Origin of the sequence: Natronocalculus amylovorans (assembly GCF_023638035.1) — an archaeon.
Lineage (GTDB): Archaea > Halobacteriota > Halobacteria > Halobacteriales > Haloferacaceae > Natronocalculus > Natronocalculus amylovorans.
The window spans coordinates 278,882-300,386 of sequence record NZ_JAKRVX010000001.1 but is presented as its reverse complement, the minus strand read 5'-3'; the positions used below and the strand labels follow the sequence as shown (position 1 = coordinate 300,386).

Annotated in this window: 17 protein-coding genes and 1 pseudogene; 3 read left to right on the top strand and 15 right to left on the bottom strand. The window is 52.3% G+C overall.

The genetic code is table 11. The features are described 5' to 3' along the window. Positions 1-4: 4 nt before the first annotated feature. From AArcSt2_RS01550 to thiD, 6 genes and pseudogenes are all read right to left on the bottom strand, one after another. Positions 5-1,414: a dihydrolipoyl dehydrogenase family protein gene (locus AArcSt2_RS01550; protein ID WP_250582471.1), complete on the bottom strand. Its 1,410-nt coding sequence runs from the start codon at positions 1,412-1,414 to the stop codon at positions 5-7. A 67-nt stretch (positions 1,415-1,481) separates the two neighbouring features. Beyond that, positions 1,482-3,704 (bottom strand): DNA mismatch repair endonuclease MutL, encoded by a 2,223-nt coding sequence (gene mutL, locus AArcSt2_RS01545; RefSeq protein ID WP_250582469.1) that lies wholly within the window; start codon positions 3,702-3,704, stop codon positions 1,482-1,484. A gap of 110 nt (positions 3,705-3,814) precedes the next feature. After that, entirely contained in the window at positions 3,815-4,633 is an 819-nt protein-coding gene (locus AArcSt2_RS01540; RefSeq protein ID WP_250582467.1) for a hypothetical protein, read from the bottom strand. Positions 4,634-4,718: 85 nt separating this feature from the next. Then, complete coding sequence (locus tag AArcSt2_RS01535; protein WP_174652845.1) at positions 4,719-5,144, bottom strand: universal stress protein; 426 nt, start codon at positions 5,142-5,144, stop codon at positions 4,719-4,721. 76 nt (positions 5,145-5,220) lie between these two features. Beyond that, on the bottom strand, positions 5,221-7,905 hold the full coding sequence (mutS, locus tag AArcSt2_RS01530; RefSeq protein ID WP_250582465.1) for a DNA mismatch repair protein MutS: 2,685 nt from the start codon (positions 7,903-7,905) through the stop codon (positions 5,221-5,223). A 120-nt stretch (positions 7,906-8,025) separates the two neighbouring features. Then, positions 8,026-8,850: pseudogene (thiD, locus tag AArcSt2_RS01525) on the bottom strand (bifunctional hydroxymethylpyrimidine kinase/phosphomethylpyrimidine kinase); the annotation flags it as partial. Positions 8,851-8,957: 107 nt separating this feature from the next. On the opposite strand from thiD, the gene AArcSt2_RS01520 reads away from it, so the two are divergent. The 3 genes from AArcSt2_RS01520 to AArcSt2_RS01510 all read left to right on the top strand — a co-directional run bounded on the left by AArcSt2_RS01520 (position 8,958) and on the right by AArcSt2_RS01510 (position 12,337). Continuing rightward, the gene (locus AArcSt2_RS01520; RefSeq protein WP_174652848.1) at positions 8,958-9,602 is read left to right on the top strand and encodes a DsbA family oxidoreductase; all 645 of its coding nucleotides are present in this window, start codon (positions 8,958-8,960) and stop codon (positions 9,600-9,602) included. 84 nt (positions 9,603-9,686) lie between these two features. After that, positions 9,687-11,495 carry an ABC transporter substrate-binding protein gene (locus tag AArcSt2_RS01515; protein WP_250582461.1) on the top strand — a complete coding sequence of 603 codons (1,809 nt, stop codon included), beginning with the start codon at positions 9,687-9,689 and terminating at the stop codon, positions 11,493-11,495. After that, positions 11,495-12,337, top strand: a complete 843-nt coding sequence (locus AArcSt2_RS01510; protein WP_250582458.1) for a phosphatase PAP2 family protein — start codon at positions 11,495-11,497, stop codon at positions 12,335-12,337. Before AArcSt2_RS01515 ends, AArcSt2_RS01510 begins: the two co-directional genes overlap by 1 nt. Here the strand turns inward: AArcSt2_RS01510 and nikR are convergent. The 9 genes from nikR to AArcSt2_RS01465 form a co-directional block, all read right to left on the bottom strand. Then, positions 12,313-12,789 carry a nickel-responsive transcriptional regulator NikR gene (gene nikR / locus AArcSt2_RS01505; protein ID WP_174652851.1) on the bottom strand — a complete coding sequence of 159 codons (477 nt, stop codon included), beginning with the start codon at positions 12,787-12,789 and terminating at the stop codon, positions 12,313-12,315. The two genes, AArcSt2_RS01510 and nikR, sit on opposite strands and share 25 nt — an antisense overlap. Positions 12,790-12,867: 78 nt before the next feature. Then, the gene (locus AArcSt2_RS01500; protein WP_250582456.1) at positions 12,868-13,305 is read right to left on the bottom strand and encodes a PaaI family thioesterase; all 438 of its coding nucleotides are present in this window, start codon (positions 13,303-13,305) and stop codon (positions 12,868-12,870) included. A 63-nt stretch (positions 13,306-13,368) separates the two neighbouring features. Beyond that, complete coding sequence (ubaA, locus tag AArcSt2_RS01495; protein ID WP_250582454.1) at positions 13,369-14,190, bottom strand: SAMP-activating enzyme E1; 822 nt, start codon at positions 14,188-14,190, stop codon at positions 13,369-13,371. A 45-nt stretch (positions 14,191-14,235) separates the two neighbouring features. Further along, entirely contained in the window at positions 14,236-15,450 is a 1,215-nt protein-coding gene (locus AArcSt2_RS01490) for an MFS transporter (protein WP_174652854.1), read from the bottom strand. Positions 15,451-15,483: 33 nt separating this feature from the next. Next, complete coding sequence (locus AArcSt2_RS01485) at positions 15,484-17,154, bottom strand: methyl-accepting chemotaxis protein (protein WP_250582452.1); 1,671 nt, start codon at positions 17,152-17,154, stop codon at positions 15,484-15,486. A gap of 162 nt (positions 17,155-17,316) precedes the next feature. Next, positions 17,317-17,907 carry a 50S ribosomal protein L15e gene (locus AArcSt2_RS01480; RefSeq protein ID WP_174652856.1) on the bottom strand — a complete coding sequence of 197 codons (591 nt, stop codon included), beginning with the start codon at positions 17,905-17,907 and terminating at the stop codon, positions 17,317-17,319. Positions 17,908-18,108: 201 nt separating this feature from the next. Next, positions 18,109-19,221 (bottom strand): ABC transporter permease subunit, encoded by a 1,113-nt coding sequence (locus tag AArcSt2_RS01475; RefSeq protein ID WP_250582450.1) that lies wholly within the window; start codon positions 19,219-19,221, stop codon positions 18,109-18,111. Continuing rightward, positions 19,218-20,192 carry a carbohydrate ABC transporter permease gene (locus AArcSt2_RS01470; RefSeq protein ID WP_250582448.1) on the bottom strand — a complete coding sequence of 325 codons (975 nt, stop codon included), beginning with the start codon at positions 20,190-20,192 and terminating at the stop codon, positions 19,218-19,220. The genes AArcSt2_RS01475 and AArcSt2_RS01470 overlap by 4 nt, the downstream gene beginning before the upstream one ends. Positions 20,193-20,201: 9 nt before the next feature. Next, complete coding sequence (locus AArcSt2_RS01465) at positions 20,202-21,482, bottom strand: extracellular solute-binding protein (protein ID WP_174652859.1); 1,281 nt, start codon at positions 21,480-21,482, stop codon at positions 20,202-20,204. Between the last annotated feature and the right edge of the window lie 23 nt (positions 21,483-21,505).

The window sequence follows — 21,505 nt, the reverse complement described above, 5'->3', positions numbered from 1 at the left end:
GCGCTTACTCAACCAGTGCCGCAGTCTCGCGAAATAGCCCATCAAGAATCTCCGGAAGCGTTGGATGATACGATCGATCCGGTACTGTCCGGACATCTAATCCTAACTCAATAATCACCTGCATCGTTTTTGCCATTGTATCTGCGTCCGCGTGCAAGCCTTGATATCCAAGGACAACACCAGTGTCTGCATCAACAGTCAGGCGCGCGAGTCCCCATGGGATGTCTTTCACGTTGAATACACCATCATCTGCTGCCCATCGAGTTGCCTCAACAACGGTATGGCCTGCCTCCATCGCGCTCGCTTTGGTATGCCCAACTCGGGCAAATGGATAGACGCTCGCACCTGAGAATATCACATGGTGATGGATATTTTCGTACGCAACTTGCGCTTCCCCATCGATCGCACGCAGAATATTTTCCCCCGCCGTGTAGCCCTGCTCTTTTGCAACGTGAAGGATCGGTTCGCGACTGTTGACATCACCAACAACATACACTCGATCGTCATCGGCCGCCTGCATTGTTGGCCGAACCCACCCCTCCTCGGGCGAGAGTGTTGTGTGTGCAAGTTGGAGCCGATCGAGGTTCGGCTGTCGGCCAGTGAATAAAAAGAGCTCTTCCGCTTCGACTGTCTCCTCCGCACCGTCTCGATCGACAGTGAGACGAACCCCATCGGCAGTCTGTTCGATACGCCGCTCATGCGTCTCGGTCAAGACGGTCACACCAAACTCCTCTCGATACAGCGAAAGCAGTTCGTCTCCGAACTCGGGGTCCGCCTCATCAATCGGCCGTTCATCGTGCTCAATCACCGTGAGATCAGAGACACCTGCCTCAACAAGATACGGCACGAGTTCGATTCCAACATAGCCAAAGCCCATGACAATCCCGGACTCCGGGAGTGACGTTGCATCAAGAACGTCTGCACTCCCCATATACGAAACTGAATCCATCCCATCCAGATTCGGAATGTTCGGAGCTGAACCGGTTGCAACGACCACATAATCGGGGTTGAAGCGTTCATCACCAACCTCGACAACACGATCGTCAACAAACTGTGCGGTATCATGAATAAATGTCACGCCCTCCTGCTCAGTGAGGTCCTGAATTGCCGCACGTCGATGTTCCGCAAAGCCAAGCACTTGATCGTCTTTTATGTCAACAACTGACTCAAGATCGATCGTTGCTGGTTCCCCACGAAGTCGCTCGTCAGCGCGAACTTGATATCTGTGTCCTGCAGCCGAAAGTACTGCTTTCGATGGCATACAGCCTTGAAGAATACACAGCCCGCCTCCGGGTTCTCCATCATCGACGAGCGTGAGTTGATCCAGTGCTCCATCCGGGCCTACCTGTGGCGCGAGCGTTTCTGCAACGGCAGATCCAGCACTGCCGTATGCACCGATAATAAGAACATGCATACCCTACGTTCGACAGTTACGGTCTTATTCTTGTGCCCGCTCGACACGACAGTTGCACAACCGACTACTACTCTTTTCGCCGGTCTCCGGCGTGACCTGGATAATCACGCTCGAACCGGTCTTCAATATCTGTCCGATCAAATTTGATGATCGTTGGTCGGCCATGTGGACAGGCATACGGGTTCTTACACGAATCAAGCGCTTCAACCAACTCAAACATCGAGCCTTCAGTGAGTGATGTATTCCCGGTAACCGATGGATAGCATGCAAGGTCTGCCAAGAGTTCGTCTGCGACATCTCCAACAGTCTTTTCGCCAGCACTTGTTGACTCGACAAATGAGACCAACACATCTTGGAGCAGTTCCGCAGAGAGCGTTTTCGAAAACACTGCCGGAACTTGGCTCACTCGAATCCAGCGATCGTCAATCCGTTCCGCTGCAAAACCAAGCGGCGAAATCGAATCAGTATGCGCGTCGAACAGTGACGTTTCACGAGCCGTTAATTCAAGCTCAACCGGCGTCGCAAGCGCCTGTGCGGTCACTTGTCCCTCGAAGGCATTTTGGAGTCGTTCATAATTAACGCGCTCATCTGCGGCGTGTTGGTCAATGAGTACGAGCCCAGTTGGGCTCTCCGCAACAATATACGTCTCATAGAGCTGTCCAAGCAGCCGAAGCGCTGGTAGTGATTCATACGATCGCGACGCTGTCGCATCCGACCCCGCGAGTGTCTGCTGGGTCACAGCATTGGATTGCGACCCTGGAGTGTTGCTCTTTGTCGCCTGTCGGCTTGATTCGGGCTCTTTGCTCTGTTCACCATTTCCATCCGGCTGTCGTGAATCGGTTGTTTCTGGCGTTTCGATCGACGAATCGGTTGTTGAAGCAGTTACTTCCCACGCAGCTGGATCTGATGGGTCGACCCGTTCGACCGACCGATCGCCCTGTTGGCTGTCTGCACCTTCGTTGTGTTCGGTCGGATGTGGTTGATCAGGGGTTGTTGTCTGTGCTGATTCGGTGGGTTGTTTGGGTTCTGTTTCTGTGGGTTCGGCTTGTCGATGGTCACCTGTTTGTTGCTGAGTGTCCTCATCAGACGCTGAACGGCTGGTGTGTGCCGTCTTTGTGTCGGCGGTCGGCTTCTGTTCAGCCGCTGCTGTTTGATGCTTTGTCCCTGCACCGCCGACGATTTCGGTACTCTCTGTGGGCTGTTGACTTGTCGGCGCGATAGTGGTCTCTTCGGGTGCCGATCGACCGCGTGGTGCAGTTGATCGAATCAACCCTGCATCAACAAGCGCTGTCTCAACAGCCGTTTCGATCGCGGTTGTGACCGCCTCTTCTGCGTCAAATCGGACATCCAACTTCCGTGGATGTACATTAACATCAACACGATCCGGAGGGACTGTTACAAACAGCACGGCAAACGGGTATCGATCGCTCGACAATTGGCCGCCGTAGCCGGAAATAACGGCATCTCGAAGGATCGATGCGGTGACATAGCGACTGTTAACAAAGGTTGCAAGGTACTCTCGCGTGCTCCGATTAGTTTCGGGGTTGCTTACCATTCCATGAATCCGTGTGATTCCATCTACGTCTGGCTTGACATCGATTGAAAGCATTGACTCTGCAACCTCTCGGCCATAAATTGACAAAATTGCAGACTGCAGATTTCCAGATCCATCTGTGGCAAACCGCTCGCGATTGTTGTGTTCGAGCGATACCGCAACATCCGGGTTTGCCAGTGCATACTGCGTTACCACTGTATTGATATGATCAAACTCGGTTGCATCTTTTTTGAGGAATTTCTTTCGTGCAGGGGTATTATAAAAAAGGTCGTCAACAACAACAGTGGTTCCAGTGGGACAGCCAGCAGGGCGTGTCTCACCGATATCCCCACCTTCGACATGAACTTCGGCTCCAGCTACCGCATCTTGCGGCTTCGATCGAAGGGTCAGCCGGGAGACCGAAGCGATTGTTGAAAGCGCTTCACCACGGAATCCAAGCGTTCCAACACCTGATTCAAGATCAGCTAACTTCCGAATCTTACTTGTGGTATGTGGTTTGACTGCGATCGAAAGCTCTGCCTCCGGGATTCCACGCCCGTCGTCTCGAACCCGAATCCCATTCTTCCCACCGTTTTGTACTGCAACCGTAATCCGAGAGGCGCCTGCATCGAGACTGTTTTCGACTAGCTCTTTGACGACAGATGCGGGACGTTCAACAACTTCACCAGCTGCAATTCTGTCAACTGTTTTTGCGTCTAACTGCGTGATTGTGGGCGACTCGTCGTGTTTATCCATGTATCACTGGCCCTCTTTTGAATTGAGTCCCTACATACCAATCTAGCAGCGTATTCATTAGTTGTGTGTTCTGCAGGCCGATTACTTGAACACACGGGTCGCATACGCGCTCAACGTCCGGTCGGTGTCAGCGAATAGATCGTCACTGTCTCTGGCGTAACCACGACCGGATGGTTCCAAATCCGGACTGTTGCTCGCGCTGGTGTTGGGCCAGCGAGAAGCCGATCTAACGCATCGACGTCAACCCACTCCTCTAACACAGTCTGTTCGGACATGACCTCAAAACCAAGCGTGTAGAATGCACTGATGATCGCTTCCTCAACCGATTCATCCAGTTGAATCTGATATGTGAGCAATCGCCCGTACGCTTGTTCGTGGATTGCTGGGAGTTCTGTACGTTCTGATGACTGACTTTGCCGAATGCCATCCGGCAAATCAAACGTAATATGCTCTGACTTGGTTTTGTCAATACGAGCGCCATCTGAGAGAACACGAAGCAGCGATGTGATCTGTTCTTGTTGCTCTTTCGGCAATGTATCCGTGATCTTGTCTTTGGTAATCTCTTGATGAGCGATCAACACACAGCTTTGCCCATCGATCTTACTCGCCACTGCACAGAGCCGAAACCATCTCGATCGATTTGGGCTGTGGCAGGGATACTCGGTTGTAAACGTATTATCTGTCCGCGTCTCATCTAAGAGCGATCGAATACCACGTGAGACCGTTTGAGCAGACTGAACCCGTGCCGCGTCTGTTATTTCTAAATAGTTGTCTCCAAGGGCACTGTAGCTGGGGGCAAGCCCGTTTTGCTCCCCAAACAGGGTCCATGATTTATTCACCCATAGAATAGTCCCGTCCGTGTCAATGATGGTAATTGTCAGTGGAAACTCATCAAGTAAATAATAAATACCGTTGCGCTGAGTTTCCATACGAGTATGGAGGTATGCAGCCCGTATAGTTGCTCCTATTAAAATGTATACCTGCCAGCAACATCTCAAATCGTTTCCGTATTATTTACTTTACCACAAGCACAGGACACGATGCTGAATCGACCACACGTTCGGAGACACTGCCAAGTGATTGCAGTTTCTCTCGTGGTGTTTTGCCGTGTGTCCCGATCGTTATGAGATCAATACTGTTTGCTTCAGCGTAGCTTGCGATCTCTTTGTCGGGAGTTCCAGACGTAATTGCGGTTTCAACCGGGACGTCTGCTGCCTCCGCTTTCGATCGGACCGCGGAGACGGCTTTTTTCCCCTGTGTATTCAGTTCGTCGCGGACTTCCGACTGTAGCTTTTTTGACCCCGCTTGGACGATCCGTTTATCAATGACATACAGTGCATGGATTGTCGCATCGTTGTCTGCTGCAAGCTTGAGTGCATGTGTAACTGTTTTTTCGGTTGCATCACTGCCATCTGTTGGAACGAGGATCCGATCGTACATCTCGGATATACCATTCGTTGAGATGCCCTTAATACGCGGTGGCCGTTGGCACGTCGTGAGAATCTGTCACACGCGCTTACGAGTCACGGTCTCTAAGCGTCTGTTGCCACTCTTGCACCATGGTCATCAGCTCGATCGGAGAGGTGCTGTTCACGTCAACCTCCCCTAACTCATCAATGACCGCCTCCGCTTTCGGGTCTGTTGCTGTTGGTGCCTCAGTTTGGTCTGTTGCTGCTGCTGTTTCTGCGTGTGTCGTCCCATTTGCCGAGGCGAACTGGCCGCTTCCAAGATTAAACACTGTTTGTACAGGTTCACCGTCAGACCCGCCTTTTGCTTCGATCGCTTTCTCTTCTCTGAGCTTTGTCAGTACCTCATCTGCCCGGCTCACAACCGGCTGCGGAACGCCCGCCAAGTCCGCAACATGGATTCCGTACGATCGGTCTGTTGGGCCGTCACGAATCGTTCGTAAGAAGGTTACATCGCCGTCTCGTTCATCGGCGGCAACGTGAACGTTCTCAACGCGCGGCAAGTGCGATGCAAGCGTGGTCAATTCGTGATAGTGTGTCGCAAACAGCGTTTTCGAGCGGACCTCATTATGGAGATACTCGGTCGCTGCCCACGCAATTGAGATCCCATCATATGTTGCGGTTCCGCGACCAACCTCATCGAGAATGACGAGCGACTCCTCCGTTGCGGAGTGGAGGATGTTGGACAGCTCTTGCATCTCAACCATGAACGTTGACCGGCCCTGTGCTAATTCGTCAAGCGCCCCAACTCGGGTGTAGATTCCATCGACAACGCCGATCGTTGCGTTCGTTGCTGGAACAAAGCTGCCAGCCTGTGCAAGCAGCGTAATCAACGCCGCCTGTCGCATATACGTTGATTTCCCGCTCATGTTTGGCCCAGTCACGATGAGAAAGCCCCGGTCCTCGTCAAGCAACAGATCGTTCGGAACAAACTCTGTCGTTGTCTCAACGACCGGATGCCGGCCGGCCTCAATCGACAGCGTTCCAGCATCTGTGAGCGCTGGACGAACCCAGTTCGATCGGGCAGCATGCTCTGCAAGCGAGGCGACAGTGTCAATCTCAGCAAGCGTTCGTCCGACATCTTGAAGCAGCTCTGCGTGTACGGCAACCTCCTCTCGCAACGAGACAAACAGCTCATACTCTAGCTCACTGCGTGCCTCTTCAAGCCGCAGCACCTGCCGTTCGCGTTCAGTGAGCTCTTCGGTAACAAACCGTTTTGAGTTCTTGAGGGTCTTAATATGCCGGAAATGATCGGGGACGGAATCTGCCTGTGATTTTCCAACTTGGATGTAGTAGCCGTCTGTCTTGTTTCGATCGACTGTCACATGCGAGAGCCCATACTCGGATTTCACACGGCCAGCTAACCCCCCCAGCCACTCGTTTGCGGCCTCATGCTTCTCAATCAACCCATCAAGTTCGTCATGATAGCCATACGAAAACAATCCACCCTGACGGACAGTCTTCGGTGGTTCATCAGCAAGTGCAGAATCGAGCGTTTCCTGCAGCCGTGCCGTCTGCGCTTGATCTACCTGTGTAAGCATATCCGAAACCGGTGACTGTGCAAGTGGAGTCTCCGAGATATCTTTCGCTAACGCTGGCAGCAGCGAGAGTGTCTGTTCGACCGCTCGGAGATCGCGGGCATCTGCACTACCGCTTGCGGATCGGCTTGCAAGCCGTTCGAGGTCGTAGGCATCCGAGAGCGTTTCTCGAAGCCGATCGCGGGCAAGCGCTTCGGACCCAAGTGCTTCTACTGCGTCATGTCGTCGCTGTAGCGCCGATCGATCGCGCTGTGGCCGCGTGATCCACTCTCTGAGCAGCCGCCCACCAGGACTTGTCACGGTGTGGTCGATCGTGTCGATGAGTGACCCACGCCGATCGCCCTGCATTGTTTCGACAAGCTCGAGATTTCGTTGTGTGGTCGCATCAAGCGCAACCTGTTCGGTGTCCGTGTATGTCTGCAGCCGTGTCATCGACTGTGAGACGCCAACACCGGTCTCGTCGATATACGAGAGAATGCCGCCCGCCGCCTGAATTGCGACTGTTGATTCGAGTCCAATGCTGTCGATCGTCTCTTTGCCAAACTGCGATCGGACTGCATGCTCGCTGCGACCGGGAGCAAACGCATCCGATCGATGGAGGGTGAGTGATGCGGGCGTCTCCTCACGAAGGCGCGACAAAAACGCGTCGTCATTTCGAATTCCTGGCCCTGGGAGGATCTCTGCGGGTGCAAACCGATACAGCTCCGCATGTGCATCTCCAACGGTCTCAACCGCTGTCACGAGGAATCGCCCGGTCGTAATATCTGCAAAGGCTAATCCATACGGGCCATCAACCCCATCCCCCGAACCATGCGCCACTGCGTTTGTGCTGACGACTGCTGCAAGATACTGTGCTGCTGCGTCACTGGTTTCCAACAGCGTCCCCGGCGTTGCAATTCGGCTTATTTCTCGATAGATATCACCGTTCTCCGGTTTGTGCTGGTCTGCAACAGCAACCCGATAGCCTCGCTCTACCAAGGCTTTCAGATACGGTGTGAGCTCCGAAAGCGGAACGCCTGCCATCGGATATGATGACCCGTGTGATGATTTTTGTGAGACTGTCAGGTCGAGTTCATCTCCGACAATCTCTGCATCCTCTGCAAAAAACTCATAAAAATCACCGCACTGCATCGCCAATAGATCTGCCCCGCTTTCCGCTTTGAGCGAAAGAAACTGCCCGACGATTCCATCTGCCATATCCACACTGTGCAGTGCGTATTGTAAAACGCTGCGGGTCTCTGTGCCCTCGGTCTACTGGGTATCCGGTGGGAGACAAATTTCCGCGCTTGACACTGACTCCGGCTGCACTGTTCCATACGCTGCTTTCGTCCGTGCGTCGATCATGTGGTGTACTGCGCCCGGGCCGTTTCCGACGTCAATTCCATACTGTACAGCTCGTTGCATATATGAGACGCTCTGTTCCACTGCTGCTTCGAGCCCAATCCCGTGTGCAAGCCGTGCCGCGATCGCACTTGAGAGCGTACAGCCAGAGCCGTGTGTTGCGTTTGTGTCCACCCGTTCGTGTGAGAACTGTACGACTGTCGAGTCAGTTCCATCGCCAACAACGAGCGTATCAACAACGTCGTCTCCTTCAATATGTCCGCCTTTGATGAGTGCCGCATCTGCACCGGCAGTAACCAGTTTTTTTCCAGCAGCTTCCGCAGCGTCAACTGAATCGACATCGATACCGACTAGCACTTCGGCCTCATCAGCATTCGGTGTCACAACCGTAGCCGCCTCGATCAGTGCATCATACGCCTTCTCTGCACGCTCGCTCAGTAGTCGATCGCCCGTTGCCGCAATCATCACTGGATCAACAACGATCGGCCCAGCAAACGTATCTACTGCCTCGGTCACTGCCTCTACAACATCAGTCGTTGCAAGCATTCCTGTCTTGATTGCACCGACTGGAAAATCACGCGTCACAGCCTCATACTGCGCGGTGATTTCCTCCGTGGGAAGTACGTGCGAACTGTGAACACCATTGGAATTCTGTGCCGTAACTGCTGTCAGGACGGATGTCCCAAAGACGCCATGTGCCTCCATTGTTTTTAAATCCGCTTGGATACCGGCGCCACCGCCCGAGTCACTTCCTGCGATCGTCAGTGCAACCGGTGGTTTCACTGGCTTGTATGGTTTCATTACTGTGTGGTACAGGTCTGTGTTACAAAGCAGTGAGGGTTCGGCGTCTGTGTTGTTTGGTCTCAAAACCGCCGTGTGTTCTTGTATCGTGACCACCAACGGTTGGTATGAGCGATACAGACACAGATATTGATCTTGAGACGGTGACAATCTACTCGGATTACGTTTGTCCGTTCTGTTATTTGGGACGTGCGTCACTCGAACAGTATCAAAATACCCGCACCGACCCAGTGAGGATTGACTGGCACCCGTTCGACTTACGGAGCCAAAAACGAAACTCGGATGGAACAATCGATCACTCAGTTGATGATGGAAAAGATGACACCTACTTTGAGCAGGCTAAAGAAAACGTTCGGCGGCTTGCAGACAAATACGACGTTGAAATGACGGTTGAGATCGCACGAGAGGTTGATTCGCTTCCTGCACAGCTTGTTTCGTATGCTGTGAAAAACGAGTCTCCGTATGAGACTTGGCTCGCATTTGATGAAGCGGTTTTTGTTGCCCTCTGGGAAGAAGGGAAAGATATTGGCGATAGATCGGTTCTGAAAACAGTTGCCGAAGATGTTGGCCTTGAACCGACGATCGTCGATGACTCGCTTTCGGATGATACGCTTCGAGAGACAGTCACCGAACAGTTTGTGCGCGCAAACCAACATGGCGTCTCTGGTGTCCCAACGTTTGCGTATGATGGCCACGCTGCTCGGGGCGCAGTGCCTCCTGAGCATCTTCAGCGCCTTATTGAGGGCGTGTAACCGTCGTTGATAACCGCTCGATGAGTATATCACAACCACAGTACTGTTATACATTCGGGAAACTAACATACAAGAACGCACTTAATGACAGACAGACCCCACCCCTCCACGATCAGCCGCCGAACGCTCCTCGCATCCGGTGTAGCGCTCGGTATGACTGCAACCGCGGGGTGTGTTCGCGAAGCCAGAAACATCGCAGGCCGTGATAGACGAGAACAGTTAACACTCGAAATTAAAACGCCACCATCAGACAACGATCCGTTCGCACTTCGAATTGCAAATCACGTTGCAGAACATCTGGAAGCGATTGGCATCCATGCACAAATAATGCCGCTTGAAATTGAAGAGCTCTACCGTCAGGTTCTTATTAATCATAACTTCGACCTCTACGTCTCCCAATTCTCGCATCCGCCACTTGCGGATCCAGATGTGTTATTTCCGCTTACTCACTCATCATTTGACTCCGAGCCGGGATGGCAGAATCCGTTTGGATATACTGATCTCAACTGTGATGACCTGTTAGTTTCACAACGGACTACCAGTGGCGCTGATCGACTCGAGACCGTTCATGAACTGCAACAGTATCTCTCTCGGACGCAACCATTTGTCCCAATTGCATTCCCGGATACGCTCACTGCGGTTCGAAACACCCGATTTACCGGGTGGAGACAGACAGCCCCGACTGATCCGATGAGTCTGTTAGTATTGTCCCCGACAGACGAACACGATGGGGACTCACAAGTTCGGTTGGTAATTACTGATGCTCGAATTACCGTTAATCAAAATCCGATCGCAGCAGAGTTCAGACAACACGGATTGGTTTCTGGACTACTGTATGACTCACTTGTTCGATATGATCGCAGCGATCAGATCCCCTGGCTTGCGGAATCAATTACGTGGAATGAGGATGACGAACAAACAAGTGCAACAGTAACGCTTCGGGAGAACCTCACCTGGCACGATGACACCGATCTTACTGCCGCAGACGTTGCATTCACCTATGAATTCTATGCGGACACCTCACTTGGACGGACTGAAAATCCGCTTCCAACCGCGAGGTACAGAGGCAGATCGTCGCTCGTTACAGACGTTCATGTCACTGGACAGCGAACTGTCCTCATTGAATTTTCCGACGCGGTACAGGAGGTCGCAGAGACTGCACTAACGCTGCCAATCCTTCCCGAGCATATTTGGAGTGAGAAGACAGGAGGCGCGACAATCGGAGGAATTGAAATCGATACTGAAACAACTGAGGCACTTGTCTGGAACAATCCAGAGCCAGTTGGAAGCGGTCCCTTTGAGTTCGTCTCCGCCAGCGACGGTGTTGAACTTATTATTGCTCGCAACCCAGATCATTTCCTTCAAAATGTGTCGGAATCAGATCCCACCATTCCAGACCGATTTGTGAGTGCACCGCAGTATGAGGAGCTCTCTATCGAGCCGATTGCATCGGATAATAGCGCACTGGAGATGATTGCAACAGATGATGCGGATGCAACTCTCTCAAACGTCAGTCCTGATCTTGTTCCGCGGATTGGCCGAGAGTCAGATGTCCGGCTTATAACGAGTCGATCACGATCGTTCTACCATCTTGGGTTTAATACCCGTGTTGCACCGCTTGGAAACCCACATTTTAGACGCGCAGTTGCCCGTGTCATCGATAAAGCAGGACTGGTTGAAGATGCATTTTCAAACTACGCGGTCCCGATTGCGAGCATTCTTGCTGACACAGAGTGGCTCGATCCAGCACTGTCTTGGGAGGGAGAGGATCCAACACTACCGTTCTTTGCAACTGACGAGGGTGAGCTTGATGTAGACGCTGCACGGGAGATGCTCCGAGCAGAGGGATTCCAATACAATGATGAGGGAGAACTCACAATTGTGGGGCGATAATGGCGCTACTTCGAGTTATTTTTGATATTGCGGTTGTGGTTATTGTCCTTTGCCTAATTGGATCGGTGACGCTGATTGGTCCAGTTCGACTTCGTGAACTTCAGGTCGAACTCCGGGACCGTGCACGTGAAGCAGCGCCAGCGGTCGGAATCCTCCTTTGTGTGCTTATTCTGAACGCCCTTGTTCGTGATGCGACCCAAGAGCTTTCATGGCTAATCGGATGGAATATTACGCCCCTCATTCGGGATATTGAAGGTGGATTTGTAATCTTTATCCAATCATTTGCAACGCCGTTTTTGACGGCCTACTTCTCGTACATCTATGTATTTGGATACGTCTTTTTGCTTGTGTTCCCGTTTATCGCATACGCTGCGCTGTCCGACCAAGATCATCTCAAATCACTCCTTATTGCGTACACACTCAATTACGGGCTTGGACTGATCTGTTACATCATCTTCATCGCGTATGGGCCGCGAAACTCTTTTGATAGCGGGGAAGTTGAATCACTCTTGTATACGGTATACCCCCAGTTTCAATTCCTCACAAGCACAGTTAACGTCAATACAAACGTCTTCCCATCGCTACATACTTCACTTTCGGTTACGGCTGCACTCTTAGCATTCCATAGCCGTCGAGAATATCCAATCTGGTTTTGGCTTTCGATCATTCTTGCGACGAGCGTTGTTATCTCTACGATGTACCTTGGAATTCACTGGTTTTTAGACGTTATTGCAGGGACTATCCTCGCAGTTGTTTCTGTCGAACTCGGTCGTCGTTACGTAAAATACGGTTCATTCAGAGACAGTTCATCGGAGTCTCAGTTATCATGGCCGTGGTCGTGACCATGGCCGTGTCCATGAGATGCGTTTGCCTCCGCTGCAAACGGTCCAAAGTCATCAACAGGCATTACTGAGTAATCTACGGTAAGCGTATCTTTTGTCGCGCGAATCTTGCCGACGAACGTCGAAATATCTGTGAGCTGACCTTCAAGAACGAATAGCTCCATGCAGTAATGGTTTCCAACGTGACTGTGGAAATTAGACGCAACAAGATCTTCGTGCTCATGTCGAAGACGGATCATCCGCTCTTCAACACTTGTTGTCTCGTAATTGAACAACACGGTAACGATCGCAATCAACTCTCGATCTTCAAGCCGCTTGTCCTCAAACTCGCCAAGCAGGTTCCGTGCTGCTTCCCGCACAACCTCACTTCGACCAGTATAGCCGTGCTCATCTGCAAACCCGTCAATTCGCTCAAGCAGTTCTTCTGGCATTGAGACACTAACAACGGTCATATATTAACGTAACACTGGCTAAGTATTAGGGTTTAGTATTTTTGCCCTCTCTTACGGCAATAGATTCATGTATTATGCCTATTGCTCTCGGTTTCTCTTGATCGATCCCCATGCAGTGTCTCCACTCCCACCGCTTGTTTTGTACACTCCTCGGGCGTCCGCTACTGCGATCCCGTCCGCGTCCGAAATATGGATCTCGACGACCGAAACAGTCCCTCCGTTTCGGACAACCGTCGCCTCTGCAACGAGCGCAGTCTGTGCTGGTGTTAAATAATCAATTCGCATATCGATCGTTGGCGTTGGTTGCCCACACACCGACAGAACCGCAGCCCCACCAACAGTATCTGCAAGTGCATATGTGACACCGCCGTGAGCGATCGTTCGATCCGGAACTGATGAGTGTCGGGGTTCAAGTTTGAGCTGTCCAGTAGCACGTCCATCAGCTGCAGCGGTAATTTCAATGCCAATATCCGACACAAATGGCATCTCGTTCATCAGTGTGACCAACTCATCCATATCCCCACCATTGCACAAACTGAATAAAAACGTATGTGAACGAGCAGATGAGACATTACTGTTTCACTGTTCGCTGGTGATATTCACGCGACAGCCATCTTGATAGGTAATATGATCGATCGAGTCGATCGGATCATCACCACAGACGGGACAGTCAGGATCTTTTTGATATGGGACTGTCTCGAATGTCATGTCCATCGCATCATAGAACAGCAGTCTTCCTTCAAGCGGCTCTCCAGCTCCAAGCAGCAGTTTAAATGCCTCCGTTGCTTGGATACAGCCCACGGTTCCGGGCAGGACACCGAGTACGCCGGTTGTTGCACAGTCGGGGACTGATCCCGGCTCCGGTGCTTCGCGGAACAAGCATCGATAACACGGCCCATCGGGAACAAGCGTTGTTATCTGGCCTTCAAATTTGTAGATCGCTCCGTGAGCAATTGGAATTCCTGCTAGTCGTGCTGCATCATTCACCAGATACCGTGTTGGGAAGTTATCTGATGCATCAACAATAACGTCATACCCATCAATCAACTCTTCAACATTCTCGGGGGTGACACGCGTTTCGTACGTTTCAACAGTCACATCGGGGTTGAGCCTGTTGACAAACTGTTTTGCACTGTCGGCTTTTGGGACACCGACGTTTTCATCTGTGTGAATTACCTGCCGTTGGAGGTTCGATCGTTCAACAATATCATCATCTGCGACGCCGATCGTTCCAACACCGGCTGCCGCGAGATACTCAATAACGGGGGCACCGAGCCCGCCTGCTCCAATTACGAGCACCGACCCATCAAGCAGCCGTGCTTGTCCCTCGGGTCCGATCTCATCCATAATGATGTGTCGGGAGTACCGATCGAGCTGCGTTGCATCGAGTGAGAGTGACATATGCTAAGATTCCACCGCGAAGTGAATAAGCGTTCGCGGCTGCAGTTACAATCGAGTAACTGTGATTACGAGCCCGATCGTCCCAACAGCTGCGAGCAGTAAGAAACTCTCCGCAAAGTAGCCGCTGTCCCCAAGTGCACCAATAATGAGCGGGCTCGTTGCCCCGATAAGCATCCAGCCTGCTTTCACTGTTCCAAGTCCGGTTCCTTTCATATCCGCAGGGAGCTCATCTGCAATGTACGTCTGTGTTACCACCGCGCACCCACTGAGGATGCTCAGCACAACCGTCACAGCAACTAACAAAAAGAGCCCATCAACAAACGGTAACAGCCAGAGCCCGATCGCACTCACGCCCAAAATGCCGATTAGTGTTGGCCGTGATCCAATTCGGTCCATCATCGCCCCGGCGAGCGGCTGAATAAGAAACGACATGGCAAAAAAGAGCCCAAACAATGTCGCGGCACTCGTTGGTGAAACCCCTTTCACATCAATAAGATACGTTGGATAGAACCCGGTAAAGCCCTGAAACATGAACGAGAAACAGATCTGAATCAGGACTACTGTCGGAATGACGCCATGAGAGATCCCCTCCCAAATGCGTGCGATCGTTCTGCTTGACAGTTCTTCAACTGCACGTGCTCCGGTTGACGTTCGGGCTGGCACCGTTCGCCAGAGTGCGATCGCGACGAGCAAGAAAAACGGTGCAAACAACAAGAAACTGTATCGCCACGTGAGATACGTTGCAATGGCCGTCGCAACGATCGGTAGCACAACGTTGCCTGCACTGCCTGCCGCCATTGTGATGCCAACCGCAGAACCGGCTCTGTGCTCGTAAATGTCGGTGAATACCGTGAACCGCATTGGCCCAAACAGCGCCGTCGCAAGTCCAAATGTGATCGTTGCGGCGAACAGCATCCACACGTTAACCGCAGTTGCAACAGCAAGGACTGTCGCTGCGGCAAGAATAGAGCTGATGACAAGAATTCGCCCTTCACCGAATCGGTCGCCGACAACTCCCCCCGGAATATGGCCGATCGCGTACGCGCCCCAAAGCACGGTGAGAAGGAAGCCAGTTGTCCCAAGTGTTAGTTCAAATTCGGTTCGAAAGAACGGCGCAATTGCAGGATACACAAGTCGCACACCGATCGAAAGAAACCAGCCAAGACTGATCGAAACAAGTATCCATCCATTTCCATCTCTCCAGAGTTCGTGAACACTCTTTTTGAGGCGATTTGTAGCCTGTTGTGCCCGGGTACTCACGGTATCTGATTACATCTGATTGCTGTAACGCAATTAGCTTGTGGAATTTACAACGGTTGCTTGTGCTATTCGGTCATCGCGCGTGAACTGTGTTGTCTGGTACTGAGAGAGCAGCGATGCGAGTTGGTCTGCTTGTCCAGAGAGCTGTGTTGTTGCATCTGCAACCGTTGTGAGCGATGCAGTCTGCTCTTCTGCCGCTGCTGCTGCCGATCCCGCATCGTTCGCTGTTGACTGACTAATGTCTGATACTTCCTCGACGAGCGCTGCAACATCCTCTGCAGAGACGGCTTGTTGGCTTGTTGCATCGCTAATTTCGTGGACGCTCTCGTTCACCGCTGTCACAACCGTTTCGAGCTCATCAAACCGCTCAAGCGACTGTTCAACGTCGTCGATCCGTGCCTGAACTCGATCTCTTGCGGTTCGAACATCAGTGACCGTTTCATCAGACTGCGTTTGGATTGCGTCTAGTCGGTCGCCAATCTCCGCTGCTGATTCCTTTGTCTCCTCTGCGAGCGACTTGACCTCATCAGCAACGACCGCAAATCCACTGCCATCGCCATCGACACGGGCTGCTTCGATCGACGCATTCAGCGCAAGCAGGTTCGTTTCGTTTGCGATCTCTTCGATCACGGTTACAATCTCATCTACCGCATCGATTCTGCTGACAAGAGCCTCAACCGCATCAGCAGTGTTCTCAATCTCTGATTCGATCGTTGAAAGCTCCGAAATGGTCTCTGTGGCTTCTTTTTGTCCCCCTTTTGCAACAGTAGCCGCCTCGGTCGCGGTCCGAGTTGCTTCTTCGGCCGATGCTGCAATCTCTTCGACAGTCGCAGAGAGCGTGCTCATCTCGGTCGTGATTGTAGAGAGCCGTTCTCGTTGCGCGTCTGCACCTGCTGCGATATCATCCGTTGCGCCGGCAATCTCCGTACCCGCGTGGTTGAGTTCCTGTGCGCTCGATTCAACAGTACTTGTTGAGTCTGCAACCCCATCAGCAACCGTTGCTGCTTCCCCGATCGACTCGCTCAGCCGCTCAAGCAGCTGGTTATACTGCTGTATCACCGCCGCATATTCGCCCGTGTCATCGACAACGTCCGGATCGATCGTCGCAGTCAGGTCGCCATCGGCTGCGGCCTCAGTCGAGCGTTCAAACGCACCAATAAGCTGTTGTAGCTCCTTCGATCGAGCTTCCAGCGCTGCAGTGTGTGATTTGAGATTAGTTGCCATTCGATCGATCGACGCACCAAATGGCCCTGGAACCGGCTCATCGAGCGCTGGATCATCAAACGACTGTGCTGCGAGCGCATCCGCCTTTCGTGAAACGGTTGTTAGGTACGACTGCAGGCCGTTGAACGATCGGATCAGATCACCGACCTCGTCCTGTTGCGCGGTCTCAAGCTGTGTTGTCTGAACATTCCCACGGGCAATTGTTTCTGCAGCTTGTTCGATCCGATATAATGGGTCTATGAGGTCACGTCTAACGATGAGTATCGTATTGAGAAACGCAATCACTGCCCCACTAAAGAGGCCAATCTGGGCAGCGACCAGTATTCCCCCCGACAGCACAAACGGAAGTACAAAAATACCGATGGAGATCGTAAACTGGATTCCAACTGCAACCAAGATCTTCCGTTCGATCGATTCGGTAATTCCCAGCCACTCCATGGTCTGCCACAGAACAGCCTCATACTGACTCACAACGCTCATAGCTGTACTGTTACCAGACATGCTCTAAATCCTGTATGTAGATTCCCATCCCCCGATAATACGGTTCACAAAGACTGCGCTGTCGCTCAAACAGGCGAAAAATAGAAAACTGTGGTGTTGAATCGAACTGAACTGAACTGGACTGAACCGTCGCAGCGGCCGTTATTTGCCGCGTCCGCGGTTTGCGTTAATGCTTGGACGGACGTGCTCGGTTCCTTTCCCTTTCTTTGTGAGTCCGCGTCCCTTCTTGCCTTTATTGGTCAGGCCACGGAATGCACGGCGGTTGTGTTGGTTCTCACAGATCCAGCTGAGATCGTCGTCGTTCTGGATCGCTGGATGATTTGGATCGACAAGAATGATTTCGTGCCATTTCTGCGATCCGTCTTCACCGACCCAGTAGGAGTTCAGCACACGCAGGTTTGGATATTTGCGTGCCGCGCGCTCCTCTGCGATTCGTGGAATCGACTTTCGTCGTCCGATTCGGTTGACACCCTGTCGTTTCGATCGGCGGCCTGCTTTGTGTCGCTGTTTCCGAGCGCCACCTTTTCGAACTGCAACACGAACGACAACAACGCCTTGTTTGGCTTTGTAGCCGAGTTCGCGTGCTTTGTCAAGTCGAGTTGGGCGATCGATCCGCTCGATCGCGCCCTGCTTTCTCCAGTCCTGCTTTCGCTGCCACTGGAGTTCAGCGAGTTTGCCGTCTTTCGGGTTTTTCCAGGCCTCTTTGATGTGTGAGTAGAAGCTTCGTGCCATATGTATCACCACGGGCGCTTGCGATTCAGCGGATATACCGCCACATTTCGTCCCGAACGGTGTTCGGGTGCCCGCTGGGAGCCCGTCTGCCAGCGAGTTATGTGTTCTACCCGTGTGGGTACATTAAGGGCTTCGGAACACCCCTTCTGTGGGTATGTCTCTCAGTCGCTTGCGAAAAAATAGGCGATCGCCGAGTTTTTGCTATCCTTCCATGCCGCCGAAGGACAGCCCCTGTTCAATATACCGTTGTGCAAACAGGTAGATGAACATGATCGGCGCCGCGAATGTCAATGCAAATGCAGAGAATCGTGCCCATGGCGTGGAGTACTCACCGACGATGGCGAACAGTCCAACAGGGAGCGTGTAGTTCTCGGGCTGCAACACTGTTTGGGCAACAATGAACTCCGTCCATCCTGCAAGGAAGACGAAAATAAAGATCGCAGCCATCCCTGCTTTTGAAAGCGGGAGAATGATTTCGTATGCGATCCGCCATGGCGGCGCACCATCAATAATTGCGGCCTCCTCGTACGACGCTGGAATCGAGTCCATGAACGTCTTCAGAAGCCACGTATTGAATGGTACTGCCAATGCAGCGTAGTAGGCGGCAAGCGCAAGTTTGTCATTCGTGAGCCCAAATTCAACAAAGAGTGCATACAGTGCAATAAGCACTGCAATTCCAAGGCCACCACCGACCTGTGTAAACAGGATGTAGCCGTAGAGAATCTTCTTTTGCATAATGAACTCACGACGGGAGAATGCATACGCTGCCGGTACAACAACAGCCATGCCTAACAAGACTGTTGGAACTGCGACAGTGAAGCTATTCCACGCGTACAAGGTGAAGTTTGATGGATTCTCAACACCGTAGTTTGCCGCCTCGAACAGGACCAGCTCAGACGTGACAATGTCCATGCCGAGCGGGCCAAGCGAGATACGGAGACTTGGAATGACAACATCACCAATCACCCAGACAAACGCGGATAAGTCCATCCCCATCCACCAGTCGCCTTGGAAGATCAAGAACGGATTAAATCCGTCCGGGAGCAGTTGGAAGCCGCCAGCGGAGACAAGCGAGCCCTCACCACCGGAGAGCGCCGTAATGAGAATCCAGTACATCGGCAACAGGAGCAACGACACCATCGCAAGTGCGCCTGCGGTTGCAAACAACGGTGCAACAAGCGTCCCTAACCCGATTTTCCCTTTTCGGTACTGTCTGAGTTGATACCGGGAGCCACGATACAACCTCGCAGGTGCACGTAGCACCTCCAGCGTATCGTCTCTGATCTGTGCAACGATCGCTTTGAGCATATTCATGTTTCGTGTGCCCCCTCTGCGAGTTTGCCTTTGGTCACCGCGACAACCATGAAGATTGCAATAAAGAAGATTGCAGTCAACATGATTGCCGCACCCTCTCCGTATGCACGGCCGGAGAACGCCTCACGGTAGCCAAAGAGGATGATGAGCTCGTTCGATCGAGCAGGCCCACCCCGGTTGAAAATAAACGGAATAAGGAACTGCTGGAAGGACGCCGCCGCAGTCAAGATCGCCGCGAACATGACTGGCCGCTTGATCGATGGAAGTGTCACGTGCCAAAAGCGTGCGAGGAATCCTGCACCATCAACTTTCGCTGCATCATGAAGCTCATCGGAGACGTTCTGCAGTGCACTTACCGTAATGATCACCATGAACGGGTATGCAAGCCACATCTCGGTGATATTGTACGACAGGAACGCAAGCCATCGGTTACTAAGCCATGCCACCTGATCGAAGCCAAGGCTCGTGAGAGCTTGGTTCGCAAGCCCGAACCGTGCTGACGAAAAGACGTTACGCCAGACCGTGATCGAAAAGATCGCCGGCAGGCCAAGTGGAATAATTACAAGCGCGCGCATGAACCGCTTTCCACGAACCAGACTGTGTGTTAACACAACAGCAACAGTGAGCCCGAGTAGGACTTTGAGCGTAACACTCGTCAGAACGAAGAGCCAGGTCACGCCGATTGAATTCCAAAACAGTGGATCTGCAAGCAGCGTCGTGTAGTTTTCTAATCCAACAAAGTTTGCAGTCCCAAACAATGAGCCCCACAAGCCGGGAGCATCTTGAAATACGGTGGAAAGCTCGGCGTCAGTAAAGGACATCATGATGAGGTATCCCATCGGGATGAACATGAACGCCGAAAAGAAGAACAACCCCGGTGCAACAAGCAAGAATGCAACGTTGTCCGAGTATTTGTCCGGGAGTTTTGACTCAAACTCCCGCACGCGCTGTGCAACGGTTGAGGTAGACATTATTCGTAATTAGTCCCAGTTTGACTCAATCCGCTCTTCTGCCTCTGCCATTGCATCTTCGAGGCTCTGATCACCTGTGTAGGCGTTCAAGAATGCATCTTCAACCGGCTCCCACACGCTGTTCATATTCGGATGTGTCGGCATCGGAATTCCAGTATCTGCGGATTCCGCGTAGCCTTGGACTGACTCGGAAAGATCGTCGCTTTCTGCTGCCTCTTGGAGCACTGGAACGAATCCTTGTGCCTCTGAGATATCTGTGACCAGCTCCGGATTTGTTGCGTACCACTCAACAAACTCTCGTGCAGCTGATGCACGCGCTTCGTCGTTGTCCATCTCTGACGCAAAGTAGAGCATCCGAATACCAGTGTACGGGGATGGTTGTGACCCGTCAACGGTTGGAAGCGTTGTCACACCGTGATCAAACTCAAGCCCACCAACGAACCATGGGCCGTTGATCGCAAATGGGGCACTCTCTTCGTTAAAGACCGCAGCCTGTGCATCGTACTCCGGATCCTGTGGCATATACGGATCAAGCTCCTCAAGAATCACACGGAAACCTTCGATCGTGTCGTCGTCTGTGAGACCAAGCGACAGGTCCTCCTCATCGAAGTAGTAGCCACCGAATGTGTGAGCAAACGCACTGTAGAAATACGGATCAAGCGGGAAGCTCAGGCCATACATTCCGTTTGCAGGATCGTGGTACTCGTCCATGATCTCCTGCATCTCTTCGAGTGTCTCCGGCGGTTCATCAACCATATCACGATTGTACACGAGGGCAACCGTTTCTGCTGCAGTTGGAACACCGTAGATATCACCGTCATACTGCACCGCTTGTGCAGCTGCTTCGGTGAACGTACCCTCAAGATCTAATTCGATGTTGTCCGTCTGTGCGGAGAGGAATCCGCTCTCTGCAAAGTCACCGACCCAATCGTGTGCCCAATTGAATACCTCTGGACCCTCGCCAGTTGGGATTGCGCTTACAAGTCGGTCTTCAAGTTCTGCGATATCGGAGCCGTCAATTTCATAGTCACTTTCGCCACTGAAATCGTCGATCGCCTCTTCGACGATCGCCAATTCGCTCTCAGAAAGTGCGTACCAAAAGCTCGCGTCACCGCCAGTTGACCCAGCAGATGAGGAGTCATCGCTGGAGCCATTCCCAGAACCGTCTCCATTCCCGTTTCCGGAGCCTCCGTTTCCGTTGCCGTTTCCTGAGTCTTCGACGCCGATACAACCTGCAACGGCTAGGGAGCCGCTACCTGCAAGAATTCCGAGTAGTGTTCTGCGATCCATTGACATGCGTGAATCTATGATGA

What these genes read in the sequence shown, in the direction of transcription:
- mutL (WP_250582469.1), bottom strand. Translation starts at nt 3,704, where the DNA reads ATGGATAAACACGACGAGTCGCCCACAATCACGCAGTTAGACGCAAAA.
- AArcSt2_RS01470 (WP_250582448.1), bottom strand. Translation starts at nt 20,192, where the DNA reads ATGTCTACCTCAACCGTTGCACAGCGCGTGCGGGAGTTTGAGTCAAAA.
- AArcSt2_RS01535 (WP_174652845.1), bottom strand. Translation starts at nt 5,144, where the DNA reads ATGTACGATCGGATCCTCGTTCCAACAGATGGCAGTGATGCAACCGAA.
- AArcSt2_RS01480 (WP_174652856.1), bottom strand. Translation starts at nt 17,907, where the DNA reads ATGGCACGAAGCTTCTACTCACACATCAAAGAGGCCTGGAAAAACCCG.
- AArcSt2_RS01510 (WP_250582458.1), top strand. Translation starts at nt 11,495, where the DNA reads ATGGCGCTACTTCGAGTTATTTTTGATATTGCGGTTGTGGTTATTGTC.
- nikR (WP_174652851.1), bottom strand. Translation starts at nt 12,789, where the DNA reads ATGACCGTTGTTAGTGTCTCAATGCCAGAAGAACTGCTTGAGCGAATT.
- AArcSt2_RS01540 (WP_250582467.1), bottom strand. Translation starts at nt 4,633, where the DNA reads ATGGAAACTCAGCGCAACGGTATTTATTATTTACTTGATGAGTTTCCA.
- AArcSt2_RS01475 (WP_250582450.1), bottom strand. Translation starts at nt 19,221, where the DNA reads ATGAATATGCTCAAAGCGATCGTTGCACAGATCAGAGACGATACGCTG.
- AArcSt2_RS01520 (WP_174652848.1), top strand. Translation starts at nt 8,958, where the DNA reads ATGAGCGATACAGACACAGATATTGATCTTGAGACGGTGACAATCTAC.
- AArcSt2_RS01550 (WP_250582471.1), bottom strand. Translation starts at nt 1,414, where the DNA reads ATGCATGTTCTTATTATCGGTGCATACGGCAGTGCTGGATCTGCCGTT.
- AArcSt2_RS01465 (WP_174652859.1), bottom strand. Translation starts at nt 21,482, where the DNA reads ATGGATCGCAGAACACTACTCGGAATTCTTGCAGGTAGCGGCTCCCTA.
- ubaA (WP_250582454.1), bottom strand. Translation starts at nt 14,190, where the DNA reads ATGTCACTCTCACTCGATGCAACGCAGCTCGATCGGTACTCCCGACAC.
- AArcSt2_RS01485 (WP_250582452.1), bottom strand. Translation starts at nt 17,154, where the DNA reads ATGAGCGTTGTGAGTCAGTATGAGGCTGTTCTGTGGCAGACCATGGAG.
- AArcSt2_RS01515 (WP_250582461.1), top strand. Translation starts at nt 9,687, where the DNA reads ATGACAGACAGACCCCACCCCTCCACGATCAGCCGCCGAACGCTCCTC.
- AArcSt2_RS01500 (WP_250582456.1), bottom strand. Translation starts at nt 13,305, where the DNA reads ATGGATGAGTTGGTCACACTGATGAACGAGATGCCATTTGTGTCGGAT.
- mutS (WP_250582465.1), bottom strand. Translation starts at nt 7,905, where the DNA reads ATGGCAGATGGAATCGTCGGGCAGTTTCTTTCGCTCAAAGCGGAAAGC.